The sequence below is a fragment of the Enterobacter sp. CPE_E863 genome (assembly GCF_046521465.1).
In the GTDB taxonomy this organism is placed as follows: domain Bacteria; phylum Pseudomonadota; class Gammaproteobacteria; order Enterobacterales; family Enterobacteriaceae; genus Enterobacter; species Enterobacter adelaidei.
Genome location: NZ_JBKFZX010000001.1, coordinates 1,626,662 through 1,644,237, shown reverse-complemented (window position 1 = coordinate 1,644,237; position 17,576 = coordinate 1,626,662). Strand labels below are relative to the sequence as shown.

Annotated in this window: 20 protein-coding genes; 8 read left to right on the top strand and 12 right to left on the bottom strand. The window is 50.5% G+C overall.

Annotation, left to right across the window (positions count from 1 at the left end; translation table 11 throughout):
* Positions 1–4: 4 nt before the first annotated feature.
* Both ACLHV8_RS08055 and icd read right to left on the bottom strand, forming a co-directional pair.
* Positions 5–352, bottom strand: coding sequence for a DUF1304 domain-containing protein (locus tag ACLHV8_RS08055; RefSeq protein WP_129324483.1), 348 nt, complete (start codon positions 350–352; stop codon positions 5–7).
* 77 nt (positions 353–429) lie between these two features.
* Entirely contained in the window at positions 430–1,680 is a 1,251-nt protein-coding gene (gene icd / locus ACLHV8_RS08050; protein WP_028019009.1) for an NADP-dependent isocitrate dehydrogenase, read from the bottom strand.
* A gap of 117 nt (positions 1,681–1,797) precedes the next feature.
* On the opposite strand from icd, the gene rluE reads away from it, so the two are divergent.
* The 6 genes from rluE (at position 1,798) to ACLHV8_RS08020 (ending at position 7,203) form a co-directional block, all read left to right on the top strand.
* On the top strand, positions 1,798–2,451 hold the full coding sequence (gene rluE, locus ACLHV8_RS08045; RefSeq protein WP_028019010.1) for a 23S rRNA pseudouridine(2457) synthase RluE: 654 nt from the start codon (positions 1,798–1,800) through the stop codon (positions 2,449–2,451).
* A gap of 9 nt (positions 2,452–2,460) precedes the next feature.
* Positions 2,461–2,934 (top strand): NUDIX hydrolase, encoded by a 474-nt coding sequence (locus ACLHV8_RS08040; RefSeq protein WP_108090186.1) that lies wholly within the window; start codon positions 2,461–2,463, stop codon positions 2,932–2,934.
* 40 nt (positions 2,935–2,974) lie between these two features.
* On the top strand, positions 2,975–4,087 hold the full coding sequence (gene mnmA, locus ACLHV8_RS08035) for a tRNA 2-thiouridine(34) synthase MnmA (RefSeq protein ID WP_128348826.1): 1,113 nt from the start codon (positions 2,975–2,977) through the stop codon (positions 4,085–4,087).
* Between the two features lie 27 nt (positions 4,088–4,114).
* On the top strand, positions 4,115–4,744 hold the full coding sequence (gene hflD, locus ACLHV8_RS08030; protein WP_028019013.1) for a high frequency lysogenization protein HflD: 630 nt from the start codon (positions 4,115–4,117) through the stop codon (positions 4,742–4,744).
* Positions 4,745–4,763: 19 nt separating this feature from the next.
* Positions 4,764–6,134, top strand: a complete 1,371-nt coding sequence (gene purB, locus ACLHV8_RS08025) for an adenylosuccinate lyase (protein ID WP_028019014.1) — start codon at positions 4,764–4,766, stop codon at positions 6,132–6,134.
* Between the two features lie 397 nt (positions 6,135–6,531).
* The gene (locus tag ACLHV8_RS08020; protein ID WP_208595279.1) at positions 6,532–7,203 is read left to right on the top strand and encodes an SOS response-associated peptidase; all 672 of its coding nucleotides are present in this window, start codon (positions 6,532–6,534) and stop codon (positions 7,201–7,203) included.
* Positions 7,204–7,262: 59 nt separating this feature from the next.
* Here ACLHV8_RS08020 and ACLHV8_RS08015 read toward each other — a convergent pair whose 3' ends face one another.
* From ACLHV8_RS08015 to ACLHV8_RS07970, 10 genes are all read right to left on the bottom strand, one after another.
* Positions 7,263–7,619: a DUF4440 domain-containing protein gene (locus ACLHV8_RS08015; protein ID WP_128569315.1), complete on the bottom strand. Its 357-nt coding sequence runs from the start codon at positions 7,617–7,619 to the stop codon at positions 7,263–7,265.
* 373 nt (positions 7,620–7,992) lie between these two features.
* Positions 7,993–9,336, bottom strand: coding sequence for an ATP-binding protein (locus ACLHV8_RS08010; protein WP_208595280.1), 1,344 nt, complete (start codon positions 9,334–9,336; stop codon positions 7,993–7,995).
* Positions 9,333–10,001 (bottom strand): response regulator transcription factor, encoded by a 669-nt coding sequence (locus ACLHV8_RS08005; RefSeq protein ID WP_208595281.1) that lies wholly within the window; start codon positions 9,999–10,001, stop codon positions 9,333–9,335. Before ACLHV8_RS08005 ends, ACLHV8_RS08010 begins: the two co-directional genes overlap by 4 nt.
* A 169-nt stretch (positions 10,002–10,170) precedes the next feature.
* Positions 10,171–10,425 carry a hypothetical protein gene (locus ACLHV8_RS08000; protein ID WP_208595282.1) on the bottom strand — a complete coding sequence of 85 codons (255 nt, stop codon included), beginning with the start codon at positions 10,423–10,425 and terminating at the stop codon, positions 10,171–10,173.
* A 10-nt stretch (positions 10,426–10,435) separates the two neighbouring features.
* Complete coding sequence (locus ACLHV8_RS07995; protein WP_208595283.1) at positions 10,436–10,732, bottom strand: DUF1471 domain-containing protein; 297 nt, start codon at positions 10,730–10,732, stop codon at positions 10,436–10,438.
* Positions 10,733–11,043: 311 nt separating this feature from the next.
* Positions 11,044–11,616 carry a cytochrome b/b6 domain-containing protein gene (locus tag ACLHV8_RS07990; RefSeq protein ID WP_208595284.1) on the bottom strand — a complete coding sequence of 191 codons (573 nt, stop codon included), beginning with the start codon at positions 11,614–11,616 and terminating at the stop codon, positions 11,044–11,046.
* A gap of 594 nt (positions 11,617–12,210) precedes the next feature.
* Positions 12,211–13,479 (bottom strand): Y-family DNA polymerase, encoded by a 1,269-nt coding sequence (locus ACLHV8_RS07985; protein ID WP_208595285.1) that lies wholly within the window; start codon positions 13,477–13,479, stop codon positions 12,211–12,213.
* Positions 13,480–13,481: 2 nt separating this feature from the next.
* The gene (locus tag ACLHV8_RS07980) at positions 13,482–13,901 is read right to left on the bottom strand and encodes a translesion error-prone DNA polymerase V autoproteolytic subunit (RefSeq protein WP_024907219.1); all 420 of its coding nucleotides are present in this window, start codon (positions 13,899–13,901) and stop codon (positions 13,482–13,484) included.
* Positions 13,902–14,116: 215 nt separating this feature from the next.
* On the bottom strand, positions 14,117–14,680 hold the full coding sequence (locus tag ACLHV8_RS07975; protein ID WP_247171592.1) for a tail fiber domain-containing protein: 564 nt from the start codon (positions 14,678–14,680) through the stop codon (positions 14,117–14,119).
* 128 nt (positions 14,681–14,808) lie between these two features.
* Entirely contained in the window at positions 14,809–16,221 is a 1,413-nt protein-coding gene (locus ACLHV8_RS07970; RefSeq protein ID WP_208595286.1) for a phage tail protein, read from the bottom strand.
* 131 nt (positions 16,222–16,352) lie between these two features.
* Between ACLHV8_RS07970 and ACLHV8_RS07965 the strand changes: the two genes are divergently transcribed.
* Together ACLHV8_RS07965 and ACLHV8_RS07960 are read left to right on the top strand one after the other, a co-directional pair.
* Positions 16,353–16,589, top strand: coding sequence for a hypothetical protein (locus ACLHV8_RS07965; RefSeq protein WP_208595287.1), 237 nt, complete (start codon positions 16,353–16,355; stop codon positions 16,587–16,589).
* A gap of 1 nt (position 16,590) precedes the next feature.
* Positions 16,591–17,559: an IS5-like element IS903B family transposase gene (locus ACLHV8_RS07960; protein WP_187798067.1), complete on the top strand. Its 969-nt coding sequence runs from the start codon at positions 16,591–16,593 to the stop codon at positions 17,557–17,559.
* The last annotated feature ends 17 nt before the right edge of the window (positions 17,560–17,576 follow it).

Sequence of the window (17,576 nt, the reverse complement as noted above, 5' to 3'; positions counted from 1 at the left end):
TGCTTCAGATGAGTAACGCAAGCAGCGCAGCGAGAGCGGGCACGGCCTGTACATACAAAATTTTTCGGCTGGCGGTGGCTGCGCCAAAGAGCCCGGCGATCAACACGCAGGTCAGGAAGAAGATGGCCACATGAACGCCCTTTTCACCGAGCCAGAGGCTCCAGAGCAGACCAGCCGCCAGAAAACCGTTATACAGCCCCTGATTTGCGGCCAGCACGCGGGTGTCGCGCGCAAAATCGGGACGCAGATTAAAAGCCTTGTGCCCTGTTTCGGTGTTCCACAGAAACATTTCCAGCACAAGAATGTAGAGATGGATGAATGCAACGACAGCGATAAGGACAGTGGCTAACATCGTGTTGTCTCCTGCAGGCAGAGGTAAAAAAAACGGGAACCCTCAGGCCCCCGCTCTTGTTTAACCCAGAATCTGGATTACATGTTCGCGATAATCGCGTCACCAAACTCTGAACATTTCAGCAGCTTAGCGCCGTCCATCAGACGTTCGAAATCATAGGTCACGGTCTTGGCAGCGATAGCGCCTTCCATGCCTTTAACGATCAGGTCTGCGGCTTCGAACCATTCCATATGGCGCAGCATCATTTCTGCGGACAGGATGATAGAACCTGGGTTCACTTTGTCCTGGCCTGCATATTTTGGTGCAGTACCGTGGGTCGCTTCGAACAGGGCGCACTCGTCACCGATGTTCGCGCCCGGGGCAATACCGATACCGCCAACCTGTGCCGCCAGGGCATCAGAAATGTAGTCACCGTTCAGGTTCATACAGGCGATCACGTCGTATTCAGCAGGACGCAGCAGGATTTGCTGCAGGAACGCATCGGCGATCACATCTTTAATGATGATCTCTTTGCCAGTGTTCGGGTTCTTGATTTTCTGCCACGGGCCGCCGTCAATCAGCTCACCACCGAACTCTTCTTTCGCCAACTGGTAACCCCAGTCTTTGAACGCGCCTTCGGTGAACTTCATGATGTTGCCTTTGTGAACCAGGGTCACAGAGTCACGGTCGTTGGTGATGGCGTACTCGATGGCCGCACGTACCAGACGCTTGGTGCCTTCTTCGGAGCACGGCTTGATGCCGATACCGCAATGTTCAGGGAAGCGAATTTTCTTCACGCCCATCTCATCGCGCAGGAATTTAATCACTTTTTCTGCGTCTGCAGAGTCAGCTTTCCATTCGATACCTGCGTAGATGTCTTCTGCGTTTTCGCGGAAGATAACCATGTCGGTCAGTTCAGGGTGCTTAACCGGGCTTGGGGTGCCCTGGTAGTAACGAACCGGACGCAGACACACGTACAGGTCCAGCTCCTGACGCAGTGCAACGTTCAGAGAACGGATACCGCCACCGACAGGTGTAGTCAGTGGGCCTTTAATAGCAACGCGGTAGTCGCGGATCAGGTCCAGCGTCTCCGCTGGCAGCCAGACGTCCTGGCCATAAACTTGAGTAGATTTTTCACCGGTGTAAATTTCCATCCAGGAAATTTTACGCTCGCCTTTGTAGGCTTTCTCAACAGCGGCATCAACCACTTTCAGCATTGCCGGGGTAACGTCTACACCGATACCGTCACCTTCGATGAACGGGATAATCGGATTGTGAGGAACGTTAATCTTGCCGTTTTGCAGGGTGATCTTTTTACCTTCCGCCGGAACAACTACTTTGCTTTCCATTAACCTCTCCTTCGAGCGCTTCTGGTTGTTACTGATCTTATGTTAATAAATTGTAATGAGCCCTTCGATAGTACCTGATTGTCCGACGCCATGAAAGGTCTTCGTTATTAGGCTATAATGCGGCAATTGATAGAGCCTGAAAATACCATGAAGAAAACTTCTTTTACAAAACACCGGGTTGAGCGATTCAGCTCGCGACAAGCCGCCAGAAGACCGCAAGAAAGCCAGCCGAAGCGGGTTATTTTGTTCAATAAACCCTACGATGTTTTGCCGCAATTCACTGATGAAGCCGGGCGCAGCACGCTTAAGGATTACATTCCAGTCCAGGGCGTTTATGCTGCCGGGCGTCTGGACCGTGACAGCGAAGGCCTACTGGTCTTAACTAACGACGGAGCCCTACAGGCGAAGCTTACGCAGCCGGGGAAGCGCACGGGTAAAATTTACTTCGTACAGGTAGAAGGTGAACCGGATGAAGAGACGCTGGCAACATTACGCAGCGGCGTCACGCTGAATGACGGTCCAACTTTGCCGGCAGGTATTGAACGCGTGAATGAACCGGAGTGGCTGTGGCCGCGTAACCCGCCCATCCGCGAACGCAAATCCATTCCGACAAGCTGGCTCAAAATTACCCTTTATGAAGGCCGAAACCGTCAGGTTCGGCGCATGACCGCACACGTTGGCTTCCCTACCCTGCGCCTGATTCGCTACGCCATGGGCAACTACACGCTGGAGAGCCTGGCTAACGGTGAATGGCGGGACGCTACCTCCTAAGGAGTCACTATGTTCAAACCTCATGTCACTGTCGCCTGTGTCGTTCACGCGCAAGGTAAATTCCTGGTCGTCGAAGAGACGATTGGCGGCAAAGCCTTATGGAACCAACCCGCAGGACACCTCGAAGAAAACGAAACGCTGCTGCAGGCCGCAAAACGCGAGCTGTGGGAAGAGACGGGGGTCCATGCCGAACCTCAGCACTTCATCCGCCTGCACCAGTGGATAGCGCCTGACCACACGCCTTTCCTGCGCTTTTTATTCGCCGTTGAGCTTAACGAAATGTGCGCCACAGAGCCGCAGGATGATGATATCGACCGCTGCCTGTGGGTCACTGCTGACGAGATCCTGAACGCGCCAAACCTGCGCTCGCCGCTGGTTGCGGAAAGCATTCGCTGCTGGCAGTCTTCTGGCCGCTTACCGCTGGATGTTATCGGAGAATTTAACTGGCCGTTTACAGAGGGTGTCAATGGTGGGGGGGCGTGATAGAATACGCCGCCTTGAAGTTCAATGTCGTGAGTATTCCATGTCAGATAACAGCCAGAAAAAAGTAATCGTCGGCATGTCCGGCGGTGTCGATTCCTCCGTTTCCGCCTACCTGTTACAACAACAGGGCTATAAGGTGGAGGGCCTGTTCATGAAGAACTGGGAGGAAGATGATGGCGAGGAATACTGCACTGCCGCTGCGGATCTCGCCGATGCGCAGGCCGTATGCGACAAGCTCGGCATTGAACTGCACACCGTTAACTTTGCCGCAGAATACTGGGACAACGTTTTTGAACTGTTCCTGGAAGAGTACAAAGCAGGCCGTACGCCAAACCCGGATATTCTGTGCAACAAAGAGATCAAATTTAAAGCCTTCCTGGAATTCGCGGCGGAAGATCTGGGCGCAGACTTCATTGCGACCGGTCACTACGTGCGTCGTGCCGATGTGAATGGCAAAAGCCAGCTGCTGCGCGGCCTGGACGGTAACAAAGATCAAAGTTACTTCCTCTATACGCTGAGCCACGAGCAAATCGCCCAGAGCCTGTTCCCGGTCGGCGAGCTGGAAAAGCCGCAGGTGCGTAAAATCGCCGAAGAGCTGGACCTGATCACCGCGAAGAAAAAAGACTCTACCGGTATCTGCTTCATCGGCGAGCGCAAATTCCGCGATTTCCTGGGGCGTTACCTGCCTGCGCAGCCAGGTAAAATTGTTACCGTCGACGGGGAAGAGATTGGCCAGCATCAGGGGCTGATGTACCACACCTTAGGCCAACGTAAAGGCCTGGGTATCGGCGGGACGAAAGAAGGTAGCGAAGATCCGTGGTACGTGGTCGACAAAGATGTCGAAAACAATATTCTGGTTGTCGCTCAGGGTCACGACCACCCGCGTCTGATGTCCGTTGGCCTGATCGCGCAACAGCTGCACTGGGTCGATCGCGAACCGCTGAAAGGCACGCTGCGCTGCACGGTGAAAACGCGCTACCGTCAGACCGATATTCCTTGCACTGTTACTGCGCTCGATGACGATCGCATTGACGTGCGATTCGACGAGCCTGTTGCTGCTGTCACCCCGGGTCAGTCTGCTGTTTTCTATAGCGGCGAAATCTGCCTGGGTGGCGGGATCATTGAACAGCGCCTGCCGCTGACCGCTGTTTAACACGATTGCACACATAAAGGAGACCGTGTGGCGAAGAACTACTATGACATCACCCTGGCACTGGCGGGAATTTGCCAGTCTGCCCGTCTGGTGCAACAGCTGGCGCATCAGGGTCATTGCGACGCTGATGCGCTGCACGTTTCACTCAACAGCGTTATCGACCTCAACCCCGGCTCAACCCTGGGTGTCTTCGGTGGGAGTGAAACTAATCTTCGTCTCGGTCTTGAAACCCTGCTTGGCGTGCTGAACGCCAGTAGCCGTCAGGGATTAAACGCAGAGTTGACCCGCTACACGTTAAGCCTGATGGTGCTTGAGCGTAAGCTGAGCGCAGCGAAAGGTGCGCTCAATACGCTTGGTGACCGCATTGCCGGGTTGCAACGTCAGCTCGACCATTTTGATCTGCAGTCCGAAACGCTGCTGAGTGCCATGGCTGCCATTTATGTTGACGTCATTAGCCCACTTGGCCCGCGTATTCAGGTCACCGGTTCCCCTGCTGTTCTGCAAAGCCCTCAGGTCCAGGCAAAAGTGCGTGCCTCCCTGCTGGCCGGGATCCGCGCCGCTGTGCTGTGGCATCAGGTTGGCGGCGGCCGCCTGCAGTTAATGTTTTCTCGTAATCGCCTGACTACTCAGGCAAAACAAATTCTTGCTCATTGTTAACCTCCCGGAGTTGCGAATTATGGAATTATCCTCACTGACCGCCGTATCCCCTGTCGATGGACGCTATGGCGATAAAGTCAGCGCGCTGCGCGGGATCTTCAGCGAATATGGTTTGCTGAAGTTCCGTGTTCAGGTTGAAGTACGCTGGCTGCAAAAGCTAGCCGCCCAGGCAGCAATCAAGGAAGTTCCTGCTTTTGACGCCCAGGCAAACGATTACCTTGATAAAATCGTTGCTGACTTCAACGAAGAAGATGCCGCGCGTATCAAAACCATCGAGCGCACCACCAACCATGACGTGAAAGCGGTTGAGTACTTCCTGAAAGAGAAAGTGGCTGCTGTGCCTGCTCTGCATGCCGTATCTGAATTCATTCATTTCGCCTGCACATCAGAAGATATCAACAACCTGTCTCACGCGCTGATGCTCTCTACCGCACGCAAAGATGTGGTACTGCCTTACTGGCGTAAAATCATCGACGCGGTAAAAGCGCTGTCCGTGGAATACCGCGACATTCCGCTGCTCTCCCGTACCCACGGCCAGCCAGCTACCCCATCCACGATGGGTAAAGAGATGGCGAACGTCGCGTACCGTATGGAGCGCCAGTATCGTCAGCTGGAACAGGTTGAAATTCTGGGTAAAATCAACGGTGCGGTCGGTAACTATAACGCCCACATCGCCGCTTACCCGGAAGTGGACTGGCACCAGTTCAGCGAAGAGTTCGTCACCTCTCTGGGTATTCAGTGGAACCCGTACACTACCCAGATTGAGCCGCATGACTACATCGCCGAACTGTTTGACTGCATCGCGCGCTTCAACACCATCCTGATCGACTTCGATCGTGACGTGTGGGGCTACATCGCGCTGAACCACTTCAAGCAGAAAACCATCGCCGGTGAAATTGGTTCTTCTACCATGCCGCACAAAGTGAACCCAATCGACTTCGAAAACTCTGAAGGCAACCTGGGTCTGGCGAACGCCGTGCTGCAGCATATGGCAAGCAAACTGCCTGTTTCCCGCTGGCAGCGTGACCTGACAGACTCCACCGTTCTGCGTAACCTGGGTGTGGGCATTGGCTACGCGCTGATTGCTTACCAGTCCACCCTGAAAGGTGTGAGCAAACTGGAAGTGAACCGTGACCGTCTGCTGGACGAACTGGATCACAACTGGGAAGTTCTGGCTGAGCCAATCCAGACCGTGATGCGTCGTTACGGTATCGAAAAACCGTACGAGAAACTGAAAGAGTTGACTCGCGGTAAACGCGTTGACGCTGAAGGCATGAAACAGTTTATCGACAGTCTGGCATTGCCAGAAGAAGAGAAAACCCGCCTGAAAGCGATGACCCCGGCGAATTACATTGGTCGCGCCATCACCATGGTTGATGAACTGAAGTAAAGGCCCTCTACCCTCTTTCCGCCCGGAAAGAGGGTTGCTTTCCCCCGGTTTACTAAATGTTTATCCCCACAACAACATAATCAGCGTTAGACTACTTAGCGAAAAACACAACCAACATTAAAACAACAACTTATATATTAATCAGTAGCTTATAGCTATTACAGTGCGGACATTATCGGACAATAATGGTCATTTTATCGCCCCAAATCATGCCCCTGGCACGATTTTGCCCCCAAAATCCCCCTCTTTTGCGTAGCTCCTTCCAATTTCGTAACACACCGCTTTACGCACTCCATGCTCATCAGCATAATCGCCCCGAATCCGTTTGTAAGACTTAACCAGCGCGCTACTTTTTCTAGCTGCCTTATACTTTCAGTCTGACTGACTGGAGGTTTCTATGTGTGGACGTTTTGCACAAGCCCAAACTCGTGAAGAATATCTGGCTTACCTGGCCGATGAAGCCGATCGTGACATTGCGTATGATCCGGAACCTATTGGCCGGTACAACGTGGCGCCTGGTACCAAAGTTCTGCTGCTGAGCGAACGCGACGAGCAGCTGCATCTTGATCCGGTTCTGTGGTCTTACGCGCCAGGGTGGTGGGATAAAGCACCATTGATAAACGCGCGGGTCGAGACGGCGGCCACCAGCAGGATGTTCAAGCCTCTCTGGCAGTATGGCCGAGCAATCTGCTTTGCTGATGGATGGTTCGAGTGGAAGAAGGAAGGCGAAAAGAAGCAGCCATATTTTATTCACCGAGCAGACGGCCAGCCGATTTTTATGGCGGCGATCGGCAGCACACCGTTTGAACGCGGCGATGATGCGGAAGGTTTTCTCATTGTGACATCGGCAGCAGATAAAGGTCTGGTAGATATTCACGACCGTCGGCCACTTGTTTTGTCTCCAGAAGCCGCCCGGGAGTGGATGCGCCAAGATATAGGCGGGAAAGAAGCTGAGGAGATAGCAGCAGACGGTGCTGTGCCAGCTGACAAATTTATCTGGCACGCCGTGACGCGCGCCGTGGGTAATGTGAAGAACCAGGGGCCGGAGCTAATCGAGGCGGTACAATGAAAAGTAAAAGAGACCAGACGCGTCTGAAATGAGCGAGGAGCAGACGTTATATTTGACACCTACCCGCTCTGTGCCTCAGGTGTTCCCTGATGGAATACCAATTTCCATTGCCCGTTCTCAGATGTTTCCCAGCATGAAGAACGAAGGGATGCACGACTACCATCTGGATTGATAGTTCTGTAGTGCAATATTGCGAAATTATCTCCAGCGCTGATAAGCCGGAAATCACCACTAATAATAGCTGGGACGCTATCTTCACTCAGAAGGGCTTCAATAGTCTGTGCACGATCAACTAATACGCCTGAACGCGTTATTTCGCTAAATCTCTCATGGAGTATCTGTTCAAGCCATTCCCGATTTTTCCGCCTGCTGCCATGAAGAGAACATTCGAGTCTTTTTAACGTATCCAGTAGCATAGCTTTTGCCCTCATCACAATCGAACATTAACTCTTAAGGCAATATTCGCAGGAATGCAACGTCCGTTACCGGCACAGATCCAGTGCGAACTGCGGCGCTGAGGTTCTGCTATGAGCGAGAAGCGGAAATTCATGGTAATTTACATCCAGATGCAAGCTTCATTAACTGTTTGTCAATAAAGTGGGAGCTGGTCACGTTGTACCTTACGGAAAAGCCCGCAGGCGCAAAAAAGCCAGAACCCACAGCTGGTTAACGTCGCAAGTGAAGTAGTTTTCATAAAATCATATGACTATCATTTTTTATGCGTATGGCCCGGATGAAAGAAACATTTCCGGAAGTAACATTGCAACCGGAAGGATGAAGAATCTCCGGCTAACACAGGTTATACGGTATACAAATGCGAACAAGCAAACCAGTATCAAAACGCGCGGAAGTTTTGAGTGCTATGCTTCCCCCCAGCCGTTGAACGCAGGTTTTTACAATCGATAACCCCAGCCCTGAACCCGGCTGTGAAGTTCCCTCTGCGCGATAAAATGCTCCGAAAACCTTATCTCTTTCTGATTCTGAAATCCCGGGCCCGCTGTCTTCGACCTCAATAACTAAAAAATCGCATTCCCGTCCTGCTGACAAATCAATACGTCCCCGTGGAGGGGTAAACCGTACCGCGTTCTCCGTAACGTTTTTAATGGCGGTATAAAGGGCATTTTTGTCAGTAACAATAACCGGAAGGGCTTCAGTTTCTGAGGACTGCAGAATACCAATGTCGATATATTTTTCCGTCGCAAGAGGCAGGATTGTCTCAATTACGCTGCGAAACAGTGAAACAACATCAACGGAGTCGTGATGAGCTTTGTTCTCATTTTGTTGTTCGCGGGCCAGCGAAAGCAGTTGTTCAAGCAGTCTTTTTTCACGCGAGATACCTGTCTGAAGGACCGTGAGCCGCTGACGTGCCTCCTCAGACATCTCTGACGCAGAAAGTCGTTCTGCCTGAAGCGAAAGTGCAGTTAAAGGCGTTCGTAACTCATGTGCCGCATCGGCTATAAAACGTTTTTGCGTCTGAATGGCCGCATCAACTCTGCTCAGCAGATCGTTTATACTAATAATAAATGGTTGTATTTCATCGGGAATGTTTTTGTCTCTGACGGGTGTAAGGTCGTTGTCATTACGGGAGCAAACAGCTTCGGCTACACGTTGAAGCGGTATAAAGGCTTTTCTGACGACGAACCAGGCCACTAACATAAACACCGGAAACAGAATGAGGAATGGGATCAAAGAACGCAAAGCGCTGCCAATTGCAATATCGTCCCGGACATCGGATTGCTGTCCGACCACGACTTTTGCTTCGGGAGAATACTGGGTGATCAGTATACGGTAGCGTTTATTCCCTGACTCCACATCCAGGAATCCGTCGCTCACTGTGGAGGATAATTCAAAATGCATCGTTGAGGCGGGTACATGAGCGGCATTATGCGGAAGATATTCAACCAAAATTTTTTCCTCGTTATCCCCTTCCATGCTCCGGCCGATCTGTTCAGGAATCCGCTCATTCCCTGACGAGTATTTCAGCACCACGGCAATCTGTTTCAGCGTATTGTCCTGTAATTCATGGGATTCATCGAGCGCCAGAAAAAACGTGAGTGCACCTGAAATCGTCCCGGTGAACAGAATGGCGATAAAAAGTGACAGCGAAAGCCGATATTTAACTGATTTCATCATTTGCTTTTAGGGACCAGCCAGCCCACACCTCTCACGTTCCTGATAGCGTCTCGGCCAATTTTTTTTCTCAGTGAGTGGATTAAAAATTCTATCGCATTACTCTCCACCTCTTCACCCCAGCCATAGATACGATCTTCAAGGTCAGAGCGGGATAAGATCCCCCCCGGTCTGATGAGAAGCGCCTCCAGCACTGCAAACTCGCGGTTTGATAACAGAAAGGACAAGCCGGAAGTGGTGACCTGCACTTCATGGCTGTCAGGATCCAGCATCAGCTCGCCGTTGGTCAGAACAGGAGAGCCACTGCCGCCATTTCTGCGCAAAACAGCATGAATTCGAGCCACCAGCTCGCTCAAATCAAAGGGTTTAATAATATAATCATCGGCCCCGCCATTCAGTCCCCTGAGACGATCCTCCAGTGCATCACGTGCGGTTATTATCAGAACCGAAACCGTTGCGCTGTGTTTACGCATTCCGGCCATAACACTGAAGCCATCCTTGCCTGGCAGGCCAAGATCAAGCAGAACAAGATCATAATGTTGAGTAACAAAGGTTGAGAGGGCATCATTGCCATTTTTGACCCAGTCCACTGCAAATGAAGCTTCTCTCAGAGACTCCGCAACAATCTCCCCAATCATGGCATCATCTTCAACGAGCAATATTCGCATTTTAAGGGATCCCGCACTAACAAATGCCTCAACATCCGGCAGATAGTCTGAACCGGCAACGGCGATAAACCAGTACGTTTCGTTTATCCTGCCAGACAGTAACCGATGAACCTTAACGTTTTATCATATAAAAGCAGCAGGGTTGTAATTTTACAACCCTGCATATGGTTTACGGATTAATATGATCATGACCAATTGTGAATGGAGCTTCACAGCTATGGTATAAAGGATTACAGTAATTTTTTTCCGCACCATTTTTTTGCGAAATCTTGTCCTTCCCGACAGTAAACGGGGCTTCACACTTATGCTGACCGGGATTACAGTCAGCGTTACCGGCATACGCCTCTGATGTCAGAACTGCCATTGTCAGCCCGGAGCAAAAGAGCATCATTGCTGCCGGCAATAATTTCTGTGTCTTTTTCATGTCAGTCACCTTATTTATACATATCGGCTTCGATGGTTTTATGCTCCTGATGACCCTGTTCACCGATAATCACGTAATATTTACCGCCATGTTTTGCCACTGCATCTTTAAGATCCTGATTGTCCATGGTAAATCCATCCTGAGTTACAGCGATATTTCCGATTTTATCCAGACCTGCGGCCTGGCTGCGGGTGAGTTCCTGAGGGTGAAGCGGTGACATGGCAGAATTTGTCACGCTGGCATATACGCTGCCCGTTGCTGTAGCCATTAACAGTGCGATTACAGGCATCAATGTTGTACGTTTCATGATAAACCTCCTGCTGGGTGCCATTATTGTTCAGGCTTTGTGGCCTGAAAAAAAATTACAGGAGAAAACTTAGGGCATACTGAGCATTTCAACATTTTTATAAAAAAATCGGGGAAACGGTACCAATAGTGATTAATGTCTGACGACAGGGCATAACACCACCTCTTCAATACCTGCACAGGACTGCGTGGCACAGATGAAATAAAAAAGAATTGCCCTGAGACATAAAAGAAGGGAAGTCGCTCCGGATGATAACATCAGGAGCGGAGAAGATTCAGATTGATTGCAAGGTTAAAAGCACTCAGACAGTGCTATTCAGCTCTCGCAGCTACATAGTAGCTTAACGCCATATGTAGGAGCCCCATGGCCCCGTGTGCAAAAAAATAGACCTCAATAAATCCGGTCAGAAATTTATGCAAGCTGATAATTTGTTCTGGGTTAACGGACGTGGTTACTGCAAAATAATCAAGGAGAAACCACAATGCCCCGCTGAGTGCGACAGCGAGTAATGCAAGTACACCGAGTCCCTGGATAGTACTGGCAATTCCGCCCGGGTGAGCATCAGGGAGGCGAAACTGGCGGAGGGTAAGGATATCTTGCTTAATTCCGCTGAAATCCATAAAAATCCAGCTAAAATAATAACGGAAACCTCTTCTCACCAGCATCCAGACAAGCATTACAAGGCCAAGAACGATAAGTCCGGCACCAGAGAAGATATGAAGCCAGGTCATGAGATTACTGATACCTGTCTGCCCGATGGCATCCCTGCTGATCACATTAGAGTTAATGATCTGAAAAAGGATGAGTACCGCGATAACAATGTGCAGTAGCCGGAACCCGGGAAATTCACGGTGGGGAAGTTGAAGCCATAGTTTTTTTAGCATACTGAATATCCTTTAATCACAATTTATCAAACGGGAAATCTATAACTTCTGGATTAAGATAACCTTACGTAAGTTCTTCTACGAACGATCATCTCACCCTTGAGGCAGGCTCCTGAATGCAGCGAACTACAGAAAAGTATAGAATGGCAGCAGAGGAAAGTGTTACCGTCCCCGCGAGTTTTTTATTCTGGCGCACCATAAGAGTGGTGTTAATCATTTCCTGAGAGCGCAGATCATACAGGATAAAATTGACAGTTTGTGGTGATGGCAACGTCGCGAATTTAGAGAACTGAGCTAAGGTTAAATACGGTTTTACCATAGAGTAATACATACGACTGACGTCCTGTTTCTCGGGATCTTTATATATGGATCAACCATAATGGAAATGGATAGAGATTCATGAAAAAAAAGGGATGATAATGATCAAACTGACTGTTTGGTATGTAAAAGTGCGGAAGAAGTGAAACTACTCAGACTGTAAATTTGCCTGATAAATTTTGCCAACCTTTATGACTATACACTGAACTAATTGGGTCGTACAGATGTTGAAAACGTCCGCTCCTGGCACAAAGCGGACCAAGACATCAGGAATACTTATCGGACTCTTAGCAGATCTGAATATCTCGTCGTATATCGAGGCGACAGCATTTCTCGCTTCATTTGCCACTGTTGCTGAATGCCCTGCCCGGCAAAGTAGAGCGTTCCTTTGCCGTCTCTGGCATTGAGTTGATCAAGAACCTCCATCAGTTTATCACTACCGGGCCGCGGCGCGTTTTCATCGAACAAGTTGAGCTGGGCTACCCCCTGACTGAAGAAATCACCCAGCATAATGCCGGCTTTCTGGTACCTGTGGCCATCCTTCCAGATTTTATCCAGGCACTTTACCGCGGCGTTAATGATGTCGCGAGAATCCTGTGTAGGAGTGAGAAGTTTCATTGACGCACTGTTGCCGTAATATGGCTCATTAAGCGCAAAGGGAGAGGTTTTCACGAATGCAGAAATAAAGCGGCAATACTGATGCTCACCACGTAGTTTTTCAGCGCCTCGGGCGGCATAAGAGCAAATGGCTTGCCTCATTTGTTCGTACTCAGTAACGCGTTCACCGAACGACCTGCTGCAGACAATTTCCTGCTTTGCTGGTGCAAACTCTTCCAGATCGAGGCATGGTTCGCCGCGCAGCTCCCTGACCGTTCGCTCAAGTACCACGTTAAAGTGTTTACGGATAATCCAGGTGCTTTGTTCTGAGAGGTCCAGAGCTGTTTTGATGCCCATGGCGTTCAACTTCTTACTGATGCGCCTGCCTACGCCCCATACATCTTCTACAGGCACGATAGCCAACAACCGCCGTTGGCGATCGATATTGGACAAATCGACCACCCCGCCGGTCTGGCGCTGCCATTTCTTGGCTGCGTGATTGGCGAGCTTCGCCAGTGTCTTTGTCTGGGCAATGCCAACCCCGACAGTCAGGTGCGTACGCTTCAGAACCGTCGCGCGGATCTCTTTGCCGAACTCAGTCAGATTCCGGCAGTTGCGAACACCTGTCAGGTCACAAAAAGCTTCATCGATACTGTAGATTTCGACGCGAGGGCTCATTTCCTCCAGCGTTGTCATCACCCTGTTGGACATGTCTGCGTACAGCTCGTAATTGCTGCTGAAGCAAACAACACCAGCGCGCCGGAACAACTCTTTTTGCTTGAAGAACGGCTCACCCATGGTAATTCCAGCGGCCTTGGCCTCGGCGCTGCGTGCAATTACACAGCCATCGTTATTCGAGAGCACGACCACCGGCCGCCCCCTCAGATCAGGTCTGAACACCGTCTCGCATGATGCGTAGAACGAATTCACATCACAGAGCGCAAACATGTTCAGCTCGCAGATTTAACGATGAAAGTCACGACACCAAACACATCGAGAGTGTCCTCGCTACCGACGATGATCGGTGAGTAGGCGCTGTTCATTGGAATGAGCTGGACGGTCGGGCGCAGCTGCAGGCGTTTAACAGTGAACTCCCCTTCCACCGCAGCGATGACAATGTCACCGTGCTCAGCAGTCCTGGAGCTGTCCACCACCAGCAGGTCGCCGTCGCTGATCCCGGCTTCGATCATTGAATCACCTGCGGCTTTGACGAAATAGGTGGAACTCGGATGAGCGACAAGTAGCTCATTGAGATCGATACGCTGTTCAACGTAATCAGCTGCGGGGCTTGGGAAACCACACTGTACTAAGTCACTGAAAAGCGGAAGAGCGATAATTTCTCGCAGTTCTGTTGGCCTGATGAATTCCATTGCACACACCTCAAATACTGTTTTTATATACAGTAGTTTTATTTGTAAGTGTCCGCAAGATGCAGGCTCAGCAGCGGCTGCTTAAAGCTTCGCCGTTTCGTTTCTAAGTTTCTCACGCGCTTCGAGTTATGAGTTTTGTAAATTTTATGGCAGTAACTCTTAATGAGCAGATTTTAGCCGCCGACCATTCCTGCATGCGATGGGCGGCGGTTTACTCAACTTCCGGACTGCAACGCCTCTACCTGTTTCTTTAAATCTTCAATTTGATCCATTAAGGCAAGAATAGCTTCGTGATGAAGCGCGGACGAGAGGCCGAACGTATCTACCGTTTTCGCGTCCTCTACAATGGATCCATCATTCAGCTTAATATCCCCCGCCACTGTCACAGCTTGCGGGAATGAGTCCTCAACTTCCTGAGCTATGAAACCATATCCATGCAATCCATTATCAAGGCAGTCCCATTCACATCCTGATAATGAACGCATTGCAGTTAACGGATCGGCAATACGTTTAATATTGTGTTTAATTCTGCGATCGGAAGGTGGTTGCCAGTTACCCACGGCTTGTCCATTGCGGTTGAAAATCCATGAGACGCTTCCACTTGGCGCATCAATTCCGATAGCTACAGATGCCACCTCGTAATCAGTGGTTGTATATTGGCTTGAAATATAACCCTGAGAGTTTGGCCTTTTCATTATCATCCCGCCGAAATGAGTGCCAGCGGTACCGGGGTTATACGTCATAAGTTGCGTGGTGTGCCCGTAATTATTATCAAGCACAATGTAATCACCTTTAACAGACCCGCCCGTCTTTCCGTTAATGGTGTTTAGTCGCGAATCATCCCCGGCCGCCACAGCTCCCGCAGTTGTTCCGACGTTCCTGGTGGCACTGTTTCCTAAACCGACCTTTATTCAACTTTATCGGCAGTGAGGGCCTGCTCTGCAGCTCTGTGTTTTTTGTTGTATAAGGAATCAGCAGGCATTTCGACACGAACGGACACAAACTGGTCGCGCGGAATGTCGACAGGATCGCCATTACTCACTCCGTCCTTTTCATTTCTGGCAAATGATGGTGCGTCTGGATGCGTGCGGTGATAGGTTTTCACTAACACTGAACCGGCAGCATTAACCTCATAATCCAGCCAGATCAGGGGCTGTTTGTTGCGGTCTGTGGGGATATCAAAACCACCATCAATGCCGCCCCAGGCAGCATCAGAATTGAGTGCTTCGCACCCATCAATGAGATATTGGCCTACATCCAGACGAGTGACCGTGACGCCTTCTGTTTCATCGTTAGTATCATATCGTCCGTCACCGTAAATCTTCACGATTGGTGACGCGATTTTGATAAACCCGTTGCTATCTACGGTTGTGTTGCTTGTATCACGCACTACGGCGAGATTGTACCAGGACTGAGAGTTGGGGTTATAGACCTTGTAACCGAACCCACGTTTACCATTATTGTCGCCATAAAAACCTATTAGCTGCATTCGGGCGGCTTCATCGGCAGAGGTAATATCAATCCATGCCCCTACGGCTCCACCTTCAACCTGGCCAGTAATGAAACCGGTACTGTTTTTCCAGTAAATGTTCGTAGGTGTATCACCAGGCGCAAACCGTGCTGTCTTTTGTCTAATGGCTCCAATGTTAGTACAGGCTCCCCAGTAATCTCCGGTGGTTGCACCCGTTCCACCATAACGGGTTCCGAGTGGTACCGGATTACCATTATCCGAAACAACGACGCCCCATTCGTCTTTTCGTACGACAAGCGCATGATCCTGCGACGGACCATAGACGATGCTCTGATCTTCTTGGGTAACGAATGTGCCTAAACCGAGGTTTGTGCGAGCGCCTGATGCGGTTGTCGATCCGGTACCGCCCTGATTAACAGGTACGGCCCCGCCGCTCTTAGTCGCCATATTGTCAGACAGATATTTCCATGACGGGCCGGTGAAGGTAGTGCCGTCTGGCAGCTTCACTGTGATGTTTCCGGCGGCGCTGTAAACCTGCTGCCAGTTCTGTTTGTCGTAATTCAGTCCACGCAGTGCTTCAGCACTTTGCGCCACCAGCGCGGCAGTTACCATGTTCAGCGCCACGCGGGGAACTGCTGACCAGGCCGCACCGGATTGCGTTGGCCCGGTAAAGTTGCTGACCAGCGTCAGCTGGGTATTGCTCTCGACCGATTTCACCGGCAGCGTATAAGGTACACCACCCACAGTTGAGACAATAAAGTCACCTGCGGCAAGTTCGGTTGCGAATGAGATTCCTGAACCGCCAACAATAGCGGACCCGTTTGTCAGGGTGATAGTTCCTGCAGACATATGCGCTCCTTTCGGGCAATAAAAAACCCCGCCGGAGCGAGGTCAAATTTTTGAGGATAAAAACCCTTTTGTGTTTGAGAAAAAACACATCATTAGATTAAAATTCACCCATAACAACAAAAGGGAATTATATGAAAACTCGTCTTTTACTCACAGCCATTACATTTTTTATGTTTGGCTGCTCTGGCCATGAAAAAGAATATAATTTCAAAATGGATTACCCAGTAGATGCAGCGCGCTTATCACTTGGTGGTGATATTCACGTCAACATCGACTGTGTAAAAAGGAAAGTTAACGTTATTTCTGATAGCAGCAATGGTATTTTTAGCCGTCATGTGGCTTTGTTGAATAAATCGAACTTTTGCTGAGTTGAAGGATCAGATCACGCATCTTCCCGACAACGCAGACCGTTCCGTGGCAAAGCAAAAGTTCAAAATCACCAACTGGCCCACCTACAATAAAGCCCTCATCAACCGTGGCTCCATAACTTTCTGGCTGGATGATGAAGCTATTCAGGCCTGGTATGAGTCAGCAACACCTTCTTCACGAGGCAGACCTCAGCGCTATTCTGACCTTGCCATCACGACTGTGCTGGTCATTAAACGCGTATTCAGGCTGACCCTGCGCGCTGCGCAGGGCTTTATTGATTCCATTTTTTCTCTGATGAACGTTCCGCTACGCTGCCCGGATTACAGCTGTGTCAGCAGGCGGGCAAAGTCGGTTAATGTCAGTTTCAAAACGCCCACCCGGGGTGAAATCGCACACCTGGTAATTGATTCCACCGGGCTGAAGGTCTTCGGTGAAGGCGAGTGGAAAGTCAAAAAGCATGGCCAGGAACGCCGCCGTATCTGGCGTAAGCTGCATCTCGCCGTTGACAGTAAAACACATGAAATCATCTGCGCTGACCTGTCGCTGAACAACGTTACGGACTCAGAGGCCTTCCCCGGGTTAATCCGGCAAACCCACCGGAAAATCGGGGCAGCATCGGCAGACGGCGCTTACGACACCCGGCTCTGTCACGATGAACTGCGGCGTAAGAAAATCAGCGCGCTTATCCCGCCCCGAAAAGGCGCGGGTTACTGGCCCGGTGAATATGCAGACCGTAACCGTGCTGTTGCGAATCAGCGAATGACCGGGAGTAATGCGCGGTGGAAATGGACAACAGATTACAACCGTCGCTCGATAGCGGAAACGGCGATGTACCGGGTAAAACAGCAGTTCGGGGGTTCACTGACGCTGCGTGACTACGATGGTCAGGTTGCGGAGGCTATGGCCCTGGTACGAGCGCTGAACAAAATGACGAAAGCAGGTATGCCTGAAAGCGTGCGTATTGCCTGAAAACACAACCCCCTACG

Excerpts from the sequence above, each read along its gene's own strand:
- ACLHV8_RS08055 (WP_129324483.1), bottom strand. The coding sequence starts at position 352 with ATGTTAGCCACTGTCCTTATCGCTGTCGTTGCATTCATCCATCTCTAC.
- icd (WP_028019009.1), bottom strand. The coding sequence starts at position 1,680 with ATGGAAAGCAAAGTAGTTGTTCCGGCGGAAGGTAAAAAGATCACCCTG.
- rluE (WP_028019010.1), top strand. The coding sequence starts at position 1,798 with ATGCGGCAATTGATAGAGCCTGAAAATACCATGAAGAAAACTTCTTTT.
- ACLHV8_RS08040 (WP_108090186.1), top strand. The coding sequence starts at position 2,461 with ATGTTCAAACCTCATGTCACTGTCGCCTGTGTCGTTCACGCGCAAGGT.
- mnmA (WP_128348826.1), top strand. The coding sequence starts at position 2,975 with ATGTCAGATAACAGCCAGAAAAAAGTAATCGTCGGCATGTCCGGCGGT.
- purB (WP_028019014.1), top strand. The coding sequence starts at position 4,764 with ATGGAATTATCCTCACTGACCGCCGTATCCCCTGTCGATGGACGCTAT.
- ACLHV8_RS08020 (WP_208595279.1), top strand. The coding sequence starts at position 6,532 with ATGTGTGGACGTTTTGCACAAGCCCAAACTCGTGAAGAATATCTGGCT.
- ACLHV8_RS08015 (WP_128569315.1), bottom strand. The coding sequence starts at position 7,619 with ATGCTACTGGATACGTTAAAAAGACTCGAATGTTCTCTTCATGGCAGC.
- ACLHV8_RS08010 (WP_208595280.1), bottom strand. The coding sequence starts at position 9,336 with ATGATGAAATCAGTTAAATATCGGCTTTCGCTGTCACTTTTTATCGCC.
- ACLHV8_RS08005 (WP_208595281.1), bottom strand. The coding sequence starts at position 10,001 with ATGCGAATATTGCTCGTTGAAGATGATGCCATGATTGGGGAGATTGTT.
- ACLHV8_RS08000 (WP_208595282.1), bottom strand. The coding sequence starts at position 10,425 with ATGAAAAAGACACAGAAATTATTGCCGGCAGCAATGATGCTCTTTTGC.
- ACLHV8_RS07995 (WP_208595283.1), bottom strand. The coding sequence starts at position 10,732 with ATGAAACGTACAACATTGATGCCTGTAATCGCACTGTTAATGGCTACA.
- ACLHV8_RS07990 (WP_208595284.1), bottom strand. The coding sequence starts at position 11,616 with ATGCTAAAAAAACTATGGCTTCAACTTCCCCACCGTGAATTTCCCGGG.
- ACLHV8_RS07985 (WP_208595285.1), bottom strand. The coding sequence starts at position 13,479 with ATGTTTGCGCTCTGTGATGTGAATTCGTTCTACGCATCATGCGAGACG.
- ACLHV8_RS07980 (WP_024907219.1), bottom strand. The coding sequence starts at position 13,901 with ATGGAATTCATCAGGCCAACAGAACTGCGAGAAATTATCGCTCTTCCG.
- ACLHV8_RS07970 (WP_208595286.1), bottom strand. The coding sequence starts at position 16,221 with ATGTCTGCAGGAACTATCACCCTGACAAACGGGTCCGCTATTGTTGGC.
- ACLHV8_RS07965 (WP_208595287.1), top strand. The coding sequence starts at position 16,353 with ATGAAAACTCGTCTTTTACTCACAGCCATTACATTTTTTATGTTTGGC.